The sequence below is a fragment of the Citrobacter sp. S39 genome (assembly GCF_009495675.1).
In the GTDB taxonomy this organism is placed as follows: Bacteria; Pseudomonadota; Gammaproteobacteria; order Enterobacterales; family Enterobacteriaceae; genus Citrobacter; species Citrobacter freundii.
This window is the reverse complement of sequence record NZ_CP045555.1, coordinates 1,902,124-1,918,688: the sequence shown is the minus strand read 5'-3', so window position 1 is coordinate 1,918,688 and position 16,565 is coordinate 1,902,124. Positions and strand designations below refer to the sequence as shown.

The following is a 16,565-nucleotide window of genomic DNA, read 5'->3' as shown; positions in this document are numbered from 1 at the left end:
CGCTTACAGGCGATTCAGGTCGTTTTCGTCGGTTCCTGCTCAGGCGCAGTCACCGCTTCACGGCTATCAAGAACATGCTTGAGGACAAACATGCCGCTCATCATCAGGTAGGCCACAACAAACATCATCGAGCTGCCCTCAGCAAAGCCAACTGCCGGGGAGTGGATCACGCCAAACAGCGATAACAGTGCCCCAAAGGCTGCGGCAATCGCCCCGCGCAGCGGCTTATTCATAATGGCGAAGATAGCGACGCAGCCCCACAGCATGCTGGCCAGCGGCGCGCCGCTTCCCAGATGCACCAGTCCGTCGTAATAGACACCTTTGCTGTGCAGTAAGTCGCTACCCAGTTTCCCCGCGGATGTTCCGGCGGCGCCCATCACGCTGTTAACGATGGTCAATGCCCAGTTAGCGATCCACGGGAACAGGCAGATGAAGATAACGGGAACCTCGACTTTGGGCGTTTCTCGCACCACCTGGTTGGCGGTCACCACGCCGATAAACACCAGAATCGGCACTATCGCAGTCATCGGAATAATGGCGAGCATAAACGCGCCCAGGCCAAACAGCGGTACCAGGAACATGGTGATGCCTGAAGCGAGGGTATAGCCGATACTGGCGCCCATCGCTTTCCAGCCCGCATGCCCAACATACACGGTCACCGGGAACGGGTTGCCCAGCATGCAGCCGAGCATGGAGGCAAAGCCGTTCGCCATCATCACCTTACGGGTGTTGTACTCATCCCCCGCCGCGTGCGCACTTTCAATGTTCTCAAGGTCGAAAATGTAGTTCGCCAGACCCAGAGGAACCGCAGAAGCCAGATACGGCAGTGCATGCGGCAAACCTTGCAAGAAGCTGTCGACATGAATTTCCGGCGGGTTGAAGCCAAAGGAAGACATCGACGCTTTAATGGCTTCCGGGCTTTGTAAACCGGAGATCCACGCCAGGGCCGTACCGGCAATCAGCAGCAGCAAGCCGGTAGGAATGCGGGCAAAAATCGGCTTCTTACCGAACCAGTTAATGAAGATCAGCAACAGGACGATGAAAGAGACGGTCGGCGCTTCGAATGCCTGCAGCATCGGGTTCATCGCCAGCAGCAACAGTCCCAGGCCGGACAGACAAGAAAGCAGTACCGTACGTGGAATCATCTTGCGGATGGTCTCGCCCAGGAAGGAGCCGCCGACCAGGATCAACGCTTCGACAAAGCACCACACCAAGGCTATCTGGATAGCAAAGTTGGCATCTTTGGTTTGCTGATAAACCGGCATCAGTACCAGGAAGGTTACGGTAAAGATTGACGGTGCGCTCGGTCCGGACGGCAGTGCCGTCACGTCTTTACGCCCGGTGTGTTTTGCCATCTGCAGGCCAAACCAGGCGTAGCAGACGCTGGCCACCAGCACCGCCAGACCAAAGGCAGGCGCAATGCGACCATAGACAATTTCGGTAGGGATCCCGACGACAAAAATGAGCAGCCCCATCATTGTCAGCAGGTTAGTCAGGTTGTTGGTCATCAGCCCAAAGTAAGCTGCCCAGTCACCACGTTTCCATTCTAGTTTTATGCTGTTCATGGAATATCCTTAACAGGTTAAGCATCGTTTGCGATCGCGGAGATCGCCCAGCCCTGCAGGTAAGCAACGTTTTTCGCTTCGCTACTGTGGGGCTAACCGCGTTAGCCCCGATTGTTGTTATTGGCAGTAGCGGTCGCGCCAGTTGAGGATCGCCTTTTCAAAACAGGCGAACGGCGGGTGGACTATTCCGGCGCCGATCATGCCGATCCCCGCGTCTTTGTGCGCAATGGCGGTGTTAATCACCGGCAGAATGCCGGTGCTGCCCACGCGCGTAATATCGATAGCAGTCGGTACGCCCATAAAACCCAGCAGCGGAATGGTGACGTTGGGGTTTTCGCCGAGAGTGATTTCACGCATCTGGCGCGAGAAATCAACGGCCTCTTCGACCGTACCACCCACCAGTGCCACGATGGCCGGTGCCGTCGCCATGGCGAAACCGCCAATGCCGTAGGTTTCGGTGATCGCGCTATCGCCAATATCACGTCCGGAATCTTCCGGCTTGTAGCCTGCAAACATCGGGCCAATCACCTGCTGCGCCGGACCGGTAAACCACTGACCCGGTAAGCCGCTGATGCGCAGACCGAACTCAACACCGTTTCGCGCCATCGTCGTCACCACGGTGCTGTATTCAATGCCGTGGGCGGCGTCCATTGCGGCTTTACACATCGCCATCCAGGTCGGCCCGGAGAAGTAATCGCTGCTGAGGACGAACTCGAACACCTCACGCTGCTGCTCAACCGGATAACCGGTCTGAATAATCCACGGCGTCAGCGCCTGAATCAGCAGCGCCGTCCCGGCGTTGTTACGGTTATGGCACTCATCGCCCATGTGTAGCGCCTGCGCCAACATCAGGCGCAGATCGATTTCGCCCGCCAGCTTCATGGCATCGCGCAGCATCGGTCCCAGCACATCACGCATCCAGTTCAGACGATCAATAACGCTCTGATCGTTCGCGCCCATACGCAGGATCTTCGCCATCTGCTCGCTCATATTGGTATATGCGCGGTTGCCGTAGGTTTTGTTCTCAACGATGTGCATAAACATCGACGCAGAGGTCACACCCGCCATCGAGCCAACGCAGTCATGCTCGTGACATGGTGAGAAGATAATTTCACCCGAGGCGGCCAGTTCGGCAGCTTCATCCAGATCTTTCGCCAGTCCTTCAAACACCAGCGCCCCGGTGACCGCGCCCTTCATCGCACCGCACATTTTTTCCCAGCGGATCGGCGGCCCGGCATGCAGGATGGTGTTGCGGGTCATCCCCGGTACGACATTGATTGCCTGGTCATAGCCAATCAGCACCGGATGCGACTGAATAATACGTTCCAGCGCCTGCTGGTTAGCAGCAGCGATTTTGTCTGCCAGCGGCGAATCGGCAATCTCGTCCAGTGCAGCAACCACCTGCATGTTGCCCTGACCCGGCGGCGTCCAGTCGAGCTGGGTCACTGGAACGTTCTGCTTTTTCAGGTCATCGCTGAACATCGCGATACCGACGTTAATCACGTTCAGCGGCTGGTTAAACAGTGTCTGGCTCATCAGGCTTCCTCCCCTTTACAGATAAATTCACGCGCCAGCAATCCGGTGTTGGTGCTACTGCTCGCCCAGATAACGCCCGCATCAGTCAGCATCTGACATTGTTTTTCCAGCGACGGCGTATCAAGATCGGTCCCCAGCACATAGCCGAGGATCTCAAGCGGACGACCGTCTGCGGCGGCGATCGCTTTGGCTTCAACGATCGCGTCGAGCATCACGCCAACCGGATCTTCATGCGATCCAAAACCAAGGACGAAGTCCATCACGATCACGCCGACTTCAGGATCGCGCGCTTCCTGCAACAGACGACTAATGCGGTTGGTGGGATCGATCATCGGGTGCGGTTTACCGTTGGTAAAATCGTCATCACCGAAATCGAGGAAGGTATGCGCCACGCTGCGGTTGAGATCTTGCAGGCGGAACGCCGGGTCCGGATGAATGTTGCTGTAAACTTCGGCATGTTTTTCCATGGCAGCAAACATCGCCTCATCGCACAACGTGCCACCGCAGAACAAGCCACGGATGTACTTTTGTTGCGGGGTCAGACGGGCGCGAACCTCTTCAATCAGCGGCCAGTTGAGCGGATGCAGATCCAGGCTCTCTTTTTTCACGCCGGTAAGTAGTACAGCTTTCAACGCCGCCTCTTTAGTACCGCGGGCAAACTGCAGGCCTTTTTCATCCGCAGGCGCGGCTTCACGTCCGAGGAAACACACCACCACGGGCTTATGACAGGCGCGCGCACGTTCCAGCACCTTGCGCGCCACCGCTGGCGCAGGAGGTTTGGAGATAAGCGCGATGATCTCAGTTTGCGGATCGGCCTCCAGCATGCCAATCGCGTCAAGCATCATCAGGCCGCCAATCTTCTCACTCAGATCGCGTCCACCGGTGCCAATCAGTTGGGAAATTCCGCCGCCAAACTCGTGAATGCGTACGCTCAGCTCCTGGCTACCGGTACCGGACGCACCAATAATTCCGATGTTGCCGCGACGCACCGCGTTGCCAAAACACAGCGCCGCGCCGTTAATGATGGCGGTTCCGCAGTCTGGCCCCATCATCAACAGCCCTTTTTCGTGCGCCAGTTGCTTAAGCGTCAGCTCGTCTTCAAGAGAGACGTTGTCAGAGAACAACATCACGTTGAGGTTATTTTGCAGCGCCTGACGCGCTTCACGCGCGGCAAACAGGCCGTTGACCGAGATCACCGCCAGGTTGCTGTCGGGAACGTGCTTCTTCGCGCTGGCCAGCGTGGCATAGCGCGCTTCGTGCTGGCCACCCTGCTCTTTATGCGTAAACAGATCGTCAATCGCCACCAGCGTTTGCGCGTTTGCTTCGTCGCTCGCGCCTTTAATGACAATCATCAGATCGCCACTCTTCGCCTCTTCCAGCTCAGGCGTGAGCAGGCCGAGATTCTTCAGCACGCCCTTATTCATTTCTGTCGCCATAGCCACGAACGCCTGCTCAACACCATCGAGCTTATTTGCGCGCGTGGAGATAGACATCAGTGAGACAGAATCAAAATACGTGTTCTTTTTAACAACTATCCTGATCGACATAATTCCCTCCGGACCTGTAGCTCAGGGCGCAGGCATCCGCCATGCCATACAGCATGTCGCAGCCAGAACTTGAGCCAATATTTTTAATGTCAGTAATATATTGTGTAGAAACGGGTTGTTGCTCAGTAATAATATGGTTGAGCAGCCGTCCAACGCTTTCCCGATAACGCTGATGAAAAGCTTCCTCTAATGTTATTTTGCTGAGTAGCGTCGTATTATTTCCGGCACATTGTAAAGCTGCTAAAAAATCTTCACGATATTTCCTCAGCGGATGTCCGGGAATAAATAGAATAGTGCTTAGGCCCACTAAATAATCATCCGATGAGGGCGTCAGACCAATCCCCAAACCAATTAAATGGCTGACCGCTGTAGAGATATTTTCTCCTGTACGCAACGCCGTCAGTAATGTTTGTCGGCGGTTGTGTAATTGACGGGTGATTTCCTGAAAAAACGGATTGTCACCCTGATACAGAAATAATGTGTCGTCGCTTCTTAGCTGTTGGCGGATAACCTCTTCCCAATGCTGCCAGCCGACTGTGGCAAGACTTGCTGCATCAGATGTCCACCGTGGTATTCGCCACAGCAGGCAACCGGCGGTTTCTATCCATTTATCATTGCCAACAACTATTCCCGACCCGCTAAAATTGACCAGCTCACCGGGGTGAAACAGGTCTTCACAATGCGTCAGCGCCAGCCGACAGCTGTTAGGTGCGTTATCACAATCTTCACTCAGTAACGTCAGCAGCCGCTGCTGTTCAGGTATCAACAGGTTTACCGCGTGGGAAAAAACCTGTTCAACCCGTCCCGTTCCCCGGAAAGTGAGAAACGCGCTGTCTGCGGTTAGCGCCCGTACGCATCGCCGTGATGGCGTAGCGATAATGGCGCTCCTGTGTCAGGCTCCGGCCGCAATCAGCAGCTCGGCAATTTCGTGGTACCCTTTCTCTCGCGCCAGTTCCAGCGGGGTTTTACCGTATTTATCCGTCATGTGCGGGTTTGCACCATGGTCGAGCAGCAGCTTAACGATCTCCTGCTGCTTCGCGCCACCGTCATTAAGTACGATGGCTTCCAGGAGCGGCGTCCAGCCAACAAAATTAGTATGGTTGACATTGATATCGGTACGCAGCAGCAGCTCACGCACGATCTCGACATGGCCTTTTTCGCTGGCTGGCGTAATACCGACACCGCCAAAACGGCTCAGACAATTAAGGTCGGGGTTAGCCGGTAATACCGTACGCAACAGCGTTAAATCATTCGTCAGGCAGCTAATCAGGAAGGGGTTAAAACAAGTTTGATCTTGTTTATTAATATCGGCACCCTCAGCAATCAATAAAGAAACACAGTCATAATGTTTATTCAGGCTGGCAATAATAATGGCAGTACGCCCCTGGCGGTTAGTGGCATTAATATCCACATTTTTTGCCAGACAGGATTTTAATCCATCGGCATTGCCCTGTTCTGCCGCCAGCAGAAATTCAGTAATGAGTTCTTTCTCTGACATAATCGCTCTCCTGCAGTTTTTTAGACTTTTTAAATATCCGATAACCTGAGAATAGCAACAGAGTGCAGAGAATAACATCCGCTTAAATTTCATTCATCGTTAGTGCATCGATTATTGAATCAATTTTAACAATGAGAACAAAACGTGCTGTAGTGCAATCTTTCCCTTATGACTGGGGCCCTTTTAGCCACTAATCAGTAGTCCGGTGAATCAGGCGGTATGCTGCACGGATAGCGGCCTGCAATTAAAATACAGAAGTGTGATTGCCTTCAAATCAAATGTAAAACTAGTGTTAAATTTTGTTCAAAACTGATTGCTCTGTATAAGGATTACAAATACATTCAACAATCATCGTGTTGCGGATGCGCATTGTCGCCGGAGGGGAGAAAGATGAATTCAATATTTACCGAGGAAAACCTACTGGCGTTTACGATGGCTGCCCGCTACAGCAGCTTTAGCAAGGCGGCTGAAGAGCTTGGCTTAACCACATCGGCAATTAGTTACACCATTAAGCGCATGGAAATGGGTCTCGACGTGGTGCTGTTTACCCGCAGTACTCGCAGCATTGAACTGACCGAGTCCGGGCGCTACCTGTTTCGCAAGGCGACCGACCTGCTCAACGATTTCCACGCAATCAAGCGCAGCATTGATACCATCGCTCAGGGCATTGAAGCCCGGGTACGCATCTGCATTAACCAGCTTTTGTATACCCCTCAACATACAGCGCGGCTGCTGCAGGTACTCAAGAAACAGTTTCCAACCTGCCAGATAACCGTCACCACCGAGGTGTATAACGGCGTCTGGGATTCGATCATCAACAACCTGGCTAATATCGCCATTGGCGCACCCGATACGTTACTGGACGGCGGCGGAATTGATTACACCGAGATCGGCGCGATCCGTTGGTCGTTTGCGATTGCCCCGGATCATCCCCTCGCCTTTATGCCGGAACCCATTTCTGAGAGCCAGTTACGCCTGTACCCGAACATCATGGTGGAAGACACCGCACACACCATCAACAAGAAGGTCGGCTGGCTGTTACACGGACAGGAGTCGATTCTGGTTCCCGATTTTAATACCAAGTGCCAGTGCCAGATCCTGGGTGAAGGCATCGGTTTTCTGCCGGACTACATGGTGCGCGAGGCGATGGAAAAGTCGTTGCTGGTGACGCGGCAGATCCACAACCCGCGTCAGGATTCACGAATGCTGTTGGCCACCCAGCATTCGGCAACCGGTCGTGTAACTCAGTGGATTAAAAAAGAGTTTGGGCCACAAGGGATACTGACGGGGATTTATCAGGATCTGCTGCATCGGGAGTGATGAACCGGATGGCTGTTATACCTTCCGGTACACATAAGATGATCAGGCGCGGATATCGTCGTACTCGCGGGTTTTATCAAATTCATGTTTGGCAAACGGGCACAGCGGAATAACTTTGCGGTTTTCAGCGCGCATCTTCTCTACCACTTTCGCCACCAGCTGTTTGCCGACGCCCTGACCTTTCAGGCTGGGGTCGACATCGGTATGTTCAATGATGCTCAGATGCTCGCCCGTCGGCACAAATACTATCTCGGCAACCTGGTTGCCCTCAGCATCATTGACATAAAACTTGTTGTGGCCTGCAAGAATTTCCATGGTCCCCTCACTCATTTCTGGCGATATTTCAGCGCACCGCTCGGACAGGTATCGATGACCTTGATGACCGTCTCGACATCCACTTCATCCGGAATGATCCACGGTTTACGTTTCAGGTTAAACAGTTTCGCGCTTCCCCGCACGCAATTGCCCGAATGCTGACATATCGCCGTGTTGAAATAGACGTCAATCTTCTCGCCGGTATAGGCCCGGTAACCTGCATCCAGTAGTTCCTTATCCACGACATTGCCTCACATTTTTTTATTGTCTGGGTCTAATCATAGACCTATGCGAGGCTGAAGGAAGCTGCTGAAAGCAGAAATATCACTCGGGCCTGTTCTGCAACGACGGCTGCTGCTCTGGTGGCAAATACTCCAGCATCGCAGGCGTTGGCGGCGGGAGGCGGTTATCGGCAATATCCCTGTCCACATCGATATGACTGATTTCGCCATTCTCATGATGGTGGACCGTCAGCACCCTCGCCTTGTTCAGTTCCGTAACCAGCTCCCGGGTAATACGCAAACTTTCTGCCAGCTCATGGTCTTCCAGCCCGGGTCTGCGACTGCGGCGTTCCACCCGAAAACGAAACTGGTTGTACTTAGCCCAGCCAATTAGCACCAGGCCGTTGACCAGGGCGACAAGGATATAAAACGTGACCGTATCCAGCGTGGTGAAAAAGGGTCGCACCCCCATATACGGTGAATGCGCCAGGGCCGTGATCAACCCTTTATAGATCAGGTATAAGAAACCAACCCAGGCGATGAGCGTCAACAACACATCGATAATGCGAGGCAGCAGACGCCGCTCCGTAAAGATCAGTGGCTGATTCACGATTCGATCCTCCCAATTCCACGGTCAGGACTCACCCAACGCGCTCTGCCGCGTTTGCGTTTGAGCATCACTTTCGGGAACGCGACCAGCGTGGTGAACAGGCTTAGCATCCAGTACACCACCGGGAACCAGATAATCCAGAACAACGAGGCGCCAATGCCTTTTTCATAACGTCGTTCAATCATCAGGCTCACCGCAAACTGCAGCAAGCACACCACGCCGAGGATAAGTCCGGTAAAGGCTGGCGGGAACAGATGCTGCACATACAGCGAGTCCGGCATCGGGATCATCAGCCCTAACAGGAACAGCACGATACTGATCGCATAGGCAAACGACCAGGCGGTAGAAAAACAAAACTCAAGAAACAGCGGCCACATGCGACGGAACTCCCACGACCACAGACGACGCATGTTAACGATAAACACCTCTGCACCACCCTGCGCCCAGCGCAAACGCTGCTTCCACAGCCCTTTTAACGTTTCAGGCATCAGGATCCAACACAGTGCGCGCGGCTCAAAGAATACCGACCAGTGGCGCAATTGCAGCTTCCAACTGATATCGATATCTTCAGTGATCATGTCCGGGCTCCAGTAACCGACCTCGGCCAGCGCGCGACGACGAAACGCCGCAACTACGCCTGAAACGGTAAAGATCTGCCCATAGACTCGTTGAGTACGCTTAATTAAGCCGATAATGGAAGAGAACTCACCGACCTGCACACGGCCGATTAACGTAGAGCGGGTTCGAATACGCGGATTCCCCGTCACCGCACCAACGCGCGGGAACTGGATCAGTGGAGCCACAATATAGGCAACGGCATCACGATCCAGTAACGCATCGCCATCAATGCACACCAGGTAATCGCTGCGCGCCGCGGCCGCACCGGTCTTGAGCGCCAGCGCTTTGCCCTGGTTTTCAGCCAGATGAATCACCCGCAGGCTGGGGTATTCCACTGCCAGTTGTTCCAGCACGTCGTGAGTGTCATCCGTTGAACCATCGTTGATGGCAATCACTTCGATATTCTTATATCGCTGTGCCAGTGCGGCCTCAATGGTTTCACGCGCGTTGATCCCTTCGTTAAAACAGGGGATCAGAATGGAAACCAGTGGATTCCCCGGCAGGGTCGGTGGTGGCGTGTCATCTCCCCATTTCCAGTGACGTTCACGGTAAAACCAGAAATAGACTCCGCCGCTTATCCACAAAGCAGACATGAACAAAGGCCAGAAGAAGACGAAGTTCAACATCACTTCACCTGTAAAGATGACAGCCACGCCAAACGGCAGGCTGAACATCAGGCAAAGTATCAGGAAAGCAATAATGCGATCGGTCATTTTTGCGGATACCAGTATGAGGAGAACGTCGAGCGAATCTCTGACATCTCAGGTTTGTCGCTGATGAAATCATCCGGGTAATAGCCGTAGTTACCTGCACCGCTTAATTTCAGCTGGCGCATCCATTCGGCTATTTGTTTTCCGCTGATTTCAGCCTGATCCCCGGATTTACGCCAGTCTCGTGCCTGCAGTTCAAACACGGTTTTATCCAGCGCCCCAGGGTTTTGTGCAACGGCATTCACCAGTCGGTCAAGCCATGCGTTGGCATCATTGGCCGGGATCTGTTCCATGAATGGCATCGCCATCGGCGCCGTCCAGTCATAGGTATTGAGGAAATCATTCAGGTTTTGTGCAAACCAGGCTTCACTTTCAGGCTCCAGTACCGGCATGGCGTAAATATTGCGCGCAGTTTGCACCTGTGGACCGCGAATATTACGCACAGACTGGGTCAGCTGTTTGGTGAAGTCGATCAGCATCTTACTTTTCAGGCGCGTCCAGCGCTCGAACGCCTGAGGATTATTACGTATTTGCTCGATACTGCCCGGAAGCCCTGCGGCACGGTAGGCGGCTAACGCCTCCGGTGACGCATCTTCAAAGTCCGTCAGGAAAGCATCGTCATGAAACAAAATACCTTTGAAACTGGCGTGCTTCGCCAGGTCTTCGTAGATTTCAGTGATGCGCTGACGCGCTTCGCTGCTCCAGGGTGAAAGGCGGACATAGTTCTCGTGATTGATAGCAGTACGTCCCGTTTTCGGATCCCATGCGGTTACGCGTGGAATAGACGCGTCGAGATCGAAAGCCAGAACCGGCATCCAGGCATATACCGTCACCCCTGCCCGCGTTTGTAATTGCCAGGAGATATAGTTAAAGAGATCGGCACGCATCGGCAGCCAGCGGTTGGGGAAATAGACCTCACGAATATTCCCGTCGCCTTGCGGATCGGCGTACGCCTGCAGGAAGACATGAGAAATACGCATGTCATAAACGCGCTGGATCAGCTTATCGATATTTCGCTTCTGCTGAGCAGGGTCCTTGTCATACACGTAATCCAGATCGACATGCATCACGCGCATCGTCTGTGGCTCACGGACCTGAGCGACCTGACTGGCAAAGCGCTTAAGGGATGGGTTATCAGAGATCAGCACGCGCGGAATATCATCGAGAAACGCGGCATTCGCCAACCCTTCATTAAGCGTAAAGGCCATCTTATAGCCATGCTCTTTGGCCAGGTTTAACGTCGTGCCGTTGGCTGCGCCGTACGGCCATACCCACGCGCGCGGCGATTTCCCGGTCACCGATTTTATCTTGTTAGTGATCAGAGAAATATCCGTGTTTATACGTCGCGTGTACTGTTCGTCCGTTTCGTAAGTGCCGGTTTTCTTATCATACAGGCGGTTCGCTACCGCTGGCTCTTTACTCCCCTGCGGATTGGCCTCAGCGCCAAAGTGCGAGTTCCAGGTGTGCGCACCGACTTCCACCAACGGCGATTTCCCCATTTCTTCGACCATTTTCCAGGTGGCGAATTTATCTCGCGCTGTCATTAAACCGCCAAAATCGACTTTTTTGTTGGCTGGCGCATCAACCCAACTGCCTACTGGCGCCCAGAGCGCAGGCCAGTTGTAGGCTTTCAGCAATGGCCAGACGCGGGTATAAAAACTGCTATACCCGTCATCAAAGGTGAGTAATACCGCTTTTTCCGGCAGTACAATTTTACCGTCATGGGCATCCAGAATTTGCTGCACGCTGATCGGCTGATAGCCATTATCACGCAGCCAGGCCATTTGGTCGCTCAACGCGCTGGTACGCACAGAGAGGTAACGCTGGTCGGCAGCACCATCTTCAACATCGTGATAACCCAGTACCAGAAAACTATTTTTCGGCCACTGATGATCCGCCGTCAGCGGCGTTCTCTCCCCAGGAGGAACATAGCGAGGCGTTGTATTGTGCGCGCTGCTGCACGCGGTAATCATCAACCAGCCAGCGATTAATGCGCTAAGCCACAGGCATCTTTTCAGCATGAACAATCCTTAAAACCTGACATTTAAATCGAAAGCGAGGGAGATATTCCGCTCACGTTTACCGTCATAGGGGCGTTTATCCCAAATCAGCATCACCCCGCCATCTACGACGTTGTTCCATTTAAGCCGTTGTCCGTATCCTACCTGGACGATAGCGCCTGCATCTTCACCTTGCTGCCAGTAGCCACCTACGCCTGCCAGACCTTGCTGCGTCCAGACGGTATCATAGTGGCGGTAAAGAACCTGCTCTGCGCTCAGGCCAGGGACAACCGAAAAATCACTCTTCGGGTTGTAATACGGCACATTCTCTTTGGTGTTGGTGCTCCCGCCAATGCCCGGCGTAAAGTCCAGCGTGAAGCGAGGCGTGGTCCAGATGCGCTCTTTTCCGCTGAGTCCGTATTCGATGCGATCGTTACCGTCTGAGAAATGTGATGCAGCAAACGACAGTTGATATTCACGTCGTTCGTTTTGATACCAGCGAACGAACATATCGCCGCCGTTGGCATACACACCGCTACGCAGCGCGCGCAATGGCGTATTACGCGACAAGCGCTCGGCCGAACCGCCTACGCGCCAGTTGTCATTGAAGTCATGCCAGCCGGATAGACGCCCCCCAATCTTCTGACCATCGCCATAATTTCGGCCAGACACTTCCATTTCCGCCCAGTAATCACGGGAAGTCCATTCTGCACCCGCCGCCAGATCGCGGCTGATGCCCTTCCCTTCCTCAAATTCACCGGTAGCGAAGTTGAATCCAGTAAACAGTCGCCAGTTGTCATTAATCGGCGGACTGTAAATAGCCGTGTTGATGTTGAAGTCATTCTTACCGCTGACCGGGCTATCGGACGAGATCCCCTGCGTGCCGCTAATGCGCACTTCCGACATTTTGTGGACATCACGAATACGCGCGAGGCGCAGCGTCGCTTCATCATCCGGGCTACGGGCAATAACGTCATCCGTCAGTTCATCGGCCTGCTTCCATTCCTGGAGATCCAGCGCAACGTAAGCCTGCTGACGCTCCAGCTCCAGGTTGCTTGGCTCAATCACTTCCGCCAGCTTAAGCTCTTTCTCCGCCGCATGCGGCAATCCACGCGCTTCAAGCACAGAGGCATAGGAAATGCGCAGTCCCTGGTTACCGGAGCCTGTTCGTGCCAGATGCTCTGCGAGCTTTTCTGCCTCTGGCAGTTCATTGGCAGCGATATGATATTGCGTCAGCAGCGACTGTCCGAGCAGCCAGTTATCGTTAGGCTGCGGCGTTGGCGAGCCATAGATACGCCGCAGATACGGACTCTCTTTGATCAAATCATCGACTTGTTTTTTGGCAGCATCGAAGTTTTCATTATCAATGTGTGCATAGAACAGATCTTGTTGATCCTCTGGACTGAGCGGCGTCACCGGGATAGGCCCATTTGGGTAGTAGATGCTCGCCAACATCGCTTCGGTTTTTTCCGGCTGACGCTCGCTTAACCATGCTGATGCCACCCAACGTTTTGCGTAGTTTGGTACTTCGCCGCTTGCGGAAAGGGACTCATATTCCTCGATCACTTCGGCAGTACGTTTACGCACCAACAGGGCACCCATACGGTCTATTCTCGCCCGGCGGACATCATTCTGCGCAGACGGCTCATCTTTCCAGGCCGCCAACAACTGGTCATAACGGGCCAGCGCTTTATCTGCTACGATAAAACGTTCTTCTTCATTACGTGCGGACGTATAAGAGGATCGGACCATTTCAGCCGCCGCATCAAGCTCAAGGCGACGCTTCACAGGATCTGCCGTGGGTACGACTTCCGCCATATTTAAGGCTGGTCCGGAAACACGGTTCGCTGACAGCGCAGACAATAGCGTGGATTTTGCATTTTTGTTGCCAGGATCGACGTCATCCGCCTGGCTGGCAACCAACAGTGCATCCCAATTTTTCCCCTGAGAATGATATACATAGGCAAGCAATGCGTCGGAATCTGCGCCCGGATGTGCCTGAGCCCATTTATTCGCTTCGGTAAGGGCTTGCTGATTGTAGCGCGCATCTGCCAGCGTCATTATCCAGCCGGTGCGTACATCAACGTTATCAGGTTCTTCCTGTAAAACGCTTTCCCACACCGCCAATGAATCATTCCAGTTTTTCTGGTTACGATACGCACGCGCTGCGGCGACTTTTCCCCGTGCAGGTACATCCATCTGCCCACGATACCGCTGCCAGATTTCAATTGTTGTTTTATCGTTGTTCTCAACCCAACTGGAAACTTGCAGCCAGTCGGCAACCTGGTTTGGCGTTAGCGCACTTTTCTTTCCCTGATCCTCAAGGTAGCGCAATAGCGGCGCACTATTCCCCCCCCGCGCTTCAATAACCAAAGCATCATAATCTGATACCGCAGCAGAGATTTGCATAGGGAAAAGAATGCTGGCCGTAAATAAACAGCTTACAGACTTAAAACGTTTAATGAAGTTGGCATGTCGACGCATACTGAACATATCTGCCCTTATATCTTACATCAGAGTAAAAATAAGCGTTTTCAATAAGTTAAGGTCAATCCCTGACGATTGCCGACCATGTAAGATGCACTGCCGCTTATTTCGTAATAGGGTTATAAAGCAATTAATTCTTTCGTCTTATTGACTACCCGCACCGCGTCCCCTAATCGTTGAGCAGGAGGCATAAACTCGGGAATTTTATCACTCCATGTAGTTCGTGGCTACGGAATAAGAAAAGTCTTAGTCAAAAAAGTATTTTAGACTAAATAATCCTAATACTCTTGGGATTGAATTCTGGATTTAAACAAAGTTTGCCCGGTGACATCATGTGACGATGCTTACTATTGCTGGTTAGCATAGCTACACCGCGCAACTGTTTGCATGGTAACTATTTTGAGAGGTGAATAGAGAAAAGTCTGATAATAGGCTCTCTGCTAACAACAAAATATAACTTAATTTTTAGGGCTCAAACAGGGCCAATGAAATGAAAATAAGGGTACAGGCGCAAGAAGAATTAGATACAGAAACAACACATTGAAATCAAATAACTTTCTTCATCATTTTTCGAAACCTACCATAATTGGTATTTGGATACACGCTCGAAGACGTGCACAAATAATTGTGTATTACTCTACGCGTTAATGTATTTACCAACCTTGCGTATTATTGACAACATCAACCACAATCAATTATTTCCCCTTACAATATGAAAGCCTATTAGCATTGCAAGCAACTGATCGAAGCATAATTTTTTGCACTTACCTTCCCCTTAGTCTTTCAGGTAATCTGGGCAAAGACGCCAATGGGAGCCGATCAATGAAAATCGTTAACGCAGAAGAAAAGCACATCCCCGCCATACGCGATATCTATGCACATCATGTTCTTCACGGTACCGGCAGCTTTGAAACCGACCCGCCGGATGCTCACCAGATGTTTGCTCGTCTGGAAAAAATCCGCAGCCTCGGGCTGCCGTGGGTCGTCGCGCTACAGGAAGATAAGGTCATCGGGTATTGCTACCTCACCCGCTATCGCGAGCGTTATGCCTACCGCTATACCCTTGAGGATTCGATTTATATTGCTCCAACGGCTCAGCGTCAGGGTGTAGGAAAGGCTTTACTGCGTCATGTGATCGGCTGGGCTGAAGCACAGGGCTATCGGCAACTGATTGCCATCGTCGGCGACAGCAATAATCAGGGATCGTTAAAAGTCCATCAGCAGGCCGGATTTACGGAAATCGGCACACTGAAAAACATTGGCTTCAAACATGGACTATGGCTCGACACGGTATTGCTACAACGTAATCTGGGTGAAGGTAACAGCACACTACCACCGGATTTCGGTGTCGCTATTTAACATTTATAAAGAATAACTACAGGGAGAGAGTTTTGGAGCGGGCGAAGGGAATCGAAACTCTGTTTCATTTTTCCATAACGCGACGGTCATAGAATCAACATAGTAACTATTATTGATACTTGATTGCGAGATTTTAGAGGATCAATCTCATGACAATCAAGGGCCAGGAGTATCTTTATCTTTCACCGGACGGCGTTTGGCAGTTTCAAATCTACGTTCCTGCTTACATGCGCCACATGTTCGGCGGGAAGCGCCTCTACCGGAAAAGCACTGGTACAAGAGACATTTACAAGGCTCGACACTTCCGCAATCACATGCTGGTAGAGTGGAACAACCTGAAAGAACAATTCAAGCCAGATACAGAGGACAGGCGCATCCAGCTTGCGATCACTTCCCTGCACTCACAGATCCGCAAGAATAAAAACAAACCCCTGATTGAGGAGCGAGCCAGTTCTATTCCTCATCTGTGCCTATTACGTGACGAATACGCCACTGCTTACCGGGATCGGCGTTCACTGTCCACACTGAGCAAATCGGCGCGAGCCGTGGAGGTTTTTCTCCAGAGTATCGGGAAAGTTGATATCAGTTTGGATCAGATAGGACGGCGGCTGGTTACGGATTTCATCGAAGAACAGCAGAAACGCGACGTAGCAGGGCAGACGCTGCAAAACTGGTTAACGTCACTGGGAAGCCTCTATGAGTTTGCCAAACGTCGCTACGACGCTATAGCGCCGCTTAATCCGTTTGTAGTGGTTTACTGAATTTGGCCACCTGAACAG

At 52.4% G+C, this 16,565-nt stretch carries 13 protein-coding genes and 1 pseudogene; 3 read left to right on the top strand and 11 right to left on the bottom strand.

The window, feature by feature from the left end:
* Nucleotides 1-14 precede the first annotated feature (14 nt).
* The 5 genes from GFB57_RS09140 to GFB57_RS09120 all read right to left on the bottom strand — a co-directional run bounded on the left by GFB57_RS09140 (nt 15) and on the right by GFB57_RS09120 (nt 6,146).
* On the bottom strand, nt 15-1,565 hold the full coding sequence (locus GFB57_RS09140; RefSeq protein WP_003840986.1) for a hypothetical protein: 1,551 nt from the start codon (nt 1,563-1,565) through the stop codon (nt 15-17).
* Between the two features lie 117 nt (nt 1,566-1,682).
* Nucleotides 1,683-3,101, bottom strand: a complete 1,419-nt coding sequence (locus GFB57_RS09135) for a DUF1116 domain-containing protein (protein WP_003033887.1) — start codon at nt 3,099-3,101, stop codon at nt 1,683-1,685.
* Nucleotides 3,101-4,648: an acyl-CoA synthetase FdrA gene (gene fdrA / locus GFB57_RS09130; RefSeq protein ID WP_003033884.1), complete on the bottom strand. Its 1,548-nt coding sequence runs from the start codon at nt 4,646-4,648 to the stop codon at nt 3,101-3,103. Before fdrA ends, GFB57_RS09135 begins: the two co-directional genes overlap by 1 nt.
* Nucleotides 4,626-5,414, bottom strand: a complete 789-nt coding sequence (locus GFB57_RS09125; protein WP_003033881.1) for a DUF2877 domain-containing protein — start codon at nt 5,412-5,414, stop codon at nt 4,626-4,628. The genes fdrA and GFB57_RS09125 overlap by 23 nt, the downstream gene beginning before the upstream one ends.
* Before the next feature lie 126 nt (nt 5,415-5,540).
* Complete coding sequence (locus GFB57_RS09120; protein ID WP_003033877.1) at nt 5,541-6,146, bottom strand: ankyrin repeat domain-containing protein; 606 nt, start codon at nt 6,144-6,146, stop codon at nt 5,541-5,543.
* A 390-nt stretch (nt 6,147-6,536) separates the two neighbouring features.
* On the opposite strand from GFB57_RS09120, the gene GFB57_RS09115 reads away from it, so the two are divergent.
* Nucleotides 6,537-7,466 carry a LysR substrate-binding domain-containing protein gene (locus tag GFB57_RS09115; RefSeq protein WP_003033874.1) on the top strand — a complete coding sequence of 310 codons (930 nt, stop codon included), beginning with the start codon at nt 6,537-6,539 and terminating at the stop codon, nt 7,464-7,466.
* A gap of 42 nt (nt 7,467-7,508) precedes the next feature.
* On the opposite strand, the gene GFB57_RS09110 is transcribed toward GFB57_RS09115, so the two are convergent.
* The 6 genes from GFB57_RS09110 to pgaA all read right to left on the bottom strand — a co-directional run bounded on the left by GFB57_RS09110 (nt 7,509) and on the right by pgaA (nt 14,433).
* A complete protein-coding gene (locus GFB57_RS09110; protein ID WP_003033869.1) occupies nt 7,509-7,781 on the bottom strand; it encodes a GNAT family N-acetyltransferase in 273 nt (90 codons plus the stop codon).
* An 11-nt stretch (nt 7,782-7,792) separates the two neighbouring features.
* Entirely contained in the window at nt 7,793-8,023 is a 231-nt protein-coding gene (yjdI, locus tag GFB57_RS09105) for a 4Fe-4S mono-cluster protein YjdI (protein ID WP_003033864.1), read from the bottom strand.
* An 82-nt stretch (nt 8,024-8,105) separates the two neighbouring features.
* The gene (gene pgaD / locus GFB57_RS09100; protein ID WP_003033860.1) at nt 8,106-8,612 is read right to left on the bottom strand and encodes a poly-beta-1,6-N-acetyl-D-glucosamine biosynthesis protein PgaD; all 507 of its coding nucleotides are present in this window, start codon (nt 8,610-8,612) and stop codon (nt 8,106-8,108) included.
* A complete protein-coding gene (gene pgaC / locus GFB57_RS09095; protein ID WP_003033859.1) occupies nt 8,609-9,943 on the bottom strand; it encodes a poly-beta-1,6-N-acetyl-D-glucosamine synthase in 1,335 nt (444 codons plus the stop codon). The genes pgaD and pgaC overlap by 4 nt, the downstream gene beginning before the upstream one ends.
* On the bottom strand, nt 9,940-11,961 hold the full coding sequence (pgaB, locus tag GFB57_RS09090) for a poly-beta-1,6-N-acetyl-D-glucosamine N-deacetylase PgaB (RefSeq protein WP_003033857.1): 2,022 nt from the start codon (nt 11,959-11,961) through the stop codon (nt 9,940-9,942). Before pgaB ends, pgaC begins: the two co-directional genes overlap by 4 nt.
* 9 nt (nt 11,962-11,970) lie before the next feature.
* Nucleotides 11,971-14,433, bottom strand: a complete 2,463-nt coding sequence (gene pgaA / locus GFB57_RS09085; RefSeq protein ID WP_257665511.1) for a poly-beta-1,6 N-acetyl-D-glucosamine export porin PgaA — start codon at nt 14,431-14,433, stop codon at nt 11,971-11,973.
* Nucleotides 14,434-15,249: 816 nt separating this feature from the next.
* On the opposite strand from pgaA, the gene GFB57_RS09080 reads away from it, so the two are divergent.
* Together GFB57_RS09080 and GFB57_RS09075 are read left to right on the top strand one after the other, a co-directional pair.
* Nucleotides 15,250-15,786: a GNAT family N-acetyltransferase gene (locus tag GFB57_RS09080; RefSeq protein ID WP_003033852.1), complete on the top strand. Its 537-nt coding sequence runs from the start codon at nt 15,250-15,252 to the stop codon at nt 15,784-15,786.
* A gap of 149 nt (nt 15,787-15,935) precedes the next feature.
* Nucleotides 15,936-16,532, top strand: a pseudogene (locus tag GFB57_RS09075) (DUF6538 domain-containing protein); the annotation flags it as partial.
* Nucleotides 16,533-16,565: the final 33 nt, after the last annotated feature.

What these genes read in the sequence shown, in the direction of transcription:
- GFB57_RS09110 (WP_003033869.1), bottom strand. Translation starts at nt 7,781, where the DNA reads ATGGAAATTCTTGCAGGCCACAACAAGTTTTATGTCAATGATGCTGAG.
- GFB57_RS09140 (WP_003840986.1), bottom strand. Translation starts at nt 1,565, where the DNA reads ATGAACAGCATAAAACTAGAATGGAAACGTGGTGACTGGGCAGCTTAC.
- GFB57_RS09080 (WP_003033852.1), top strand. Translation starts at nt 15,250, where the DNA reads ATGAAAATCGTTAACGCAGAAGAAAAGCACATCCCCGCCATACGCGAT.
- pgaB (WP_003033857.1), bottom strand. Translation starts at nt 11,961, where the DNA reads ATGCTGAAAAGATGCCTGTGGCTTAGCGCATTAATCGCTGGCTGGTTG.
- pgaA (WP_257665511.1), bottom strand. Translation starts at nt 14,433, where the DNA reads ATGTTCAGTATGCGTCGACATGCCAACTTCATTAAACGTTTTAAGTCT.
- GFB57_RS09135 (WP_003033887.1), bottom strand. Translation starts at nt 3,101, where the DNA reads ATGAGCCAGACACTGTTTAACCAGCCGCTGAACGTGATTAACGTCGGT.
- fdrA (WP_003033884.1), bottom strand. Translation starts at nt 4,648, where the DNA reads ATGTCGATCAGGATAGTTGTTAAAAAGAACACGTATTTTGATTCTGTC.
- GFB57_RS09115 (WP_003033874.1), top strand. Translation starts at nt 6,537, where the DNA reads ATGAATTCAATATTTACCGAGGAAAACCTACTGGCGTTTACGATGGCT.
- pgaC (WP_003033859.1), bottom strand. Translation starts at nt 9,943, where the DNA reads ATGACCGATCGCATTATTGCTTTCCTGATACTTTGCCTGATGTTCAGC.
- GFB57_RS09120 (WP_003033877.1), bottom strand. Translation starts at nt 6,146, where the DNA reads ATGTCAGAGAAAGAACTCATTACTGAATTTCTGCTGGCGGCAGAACAG.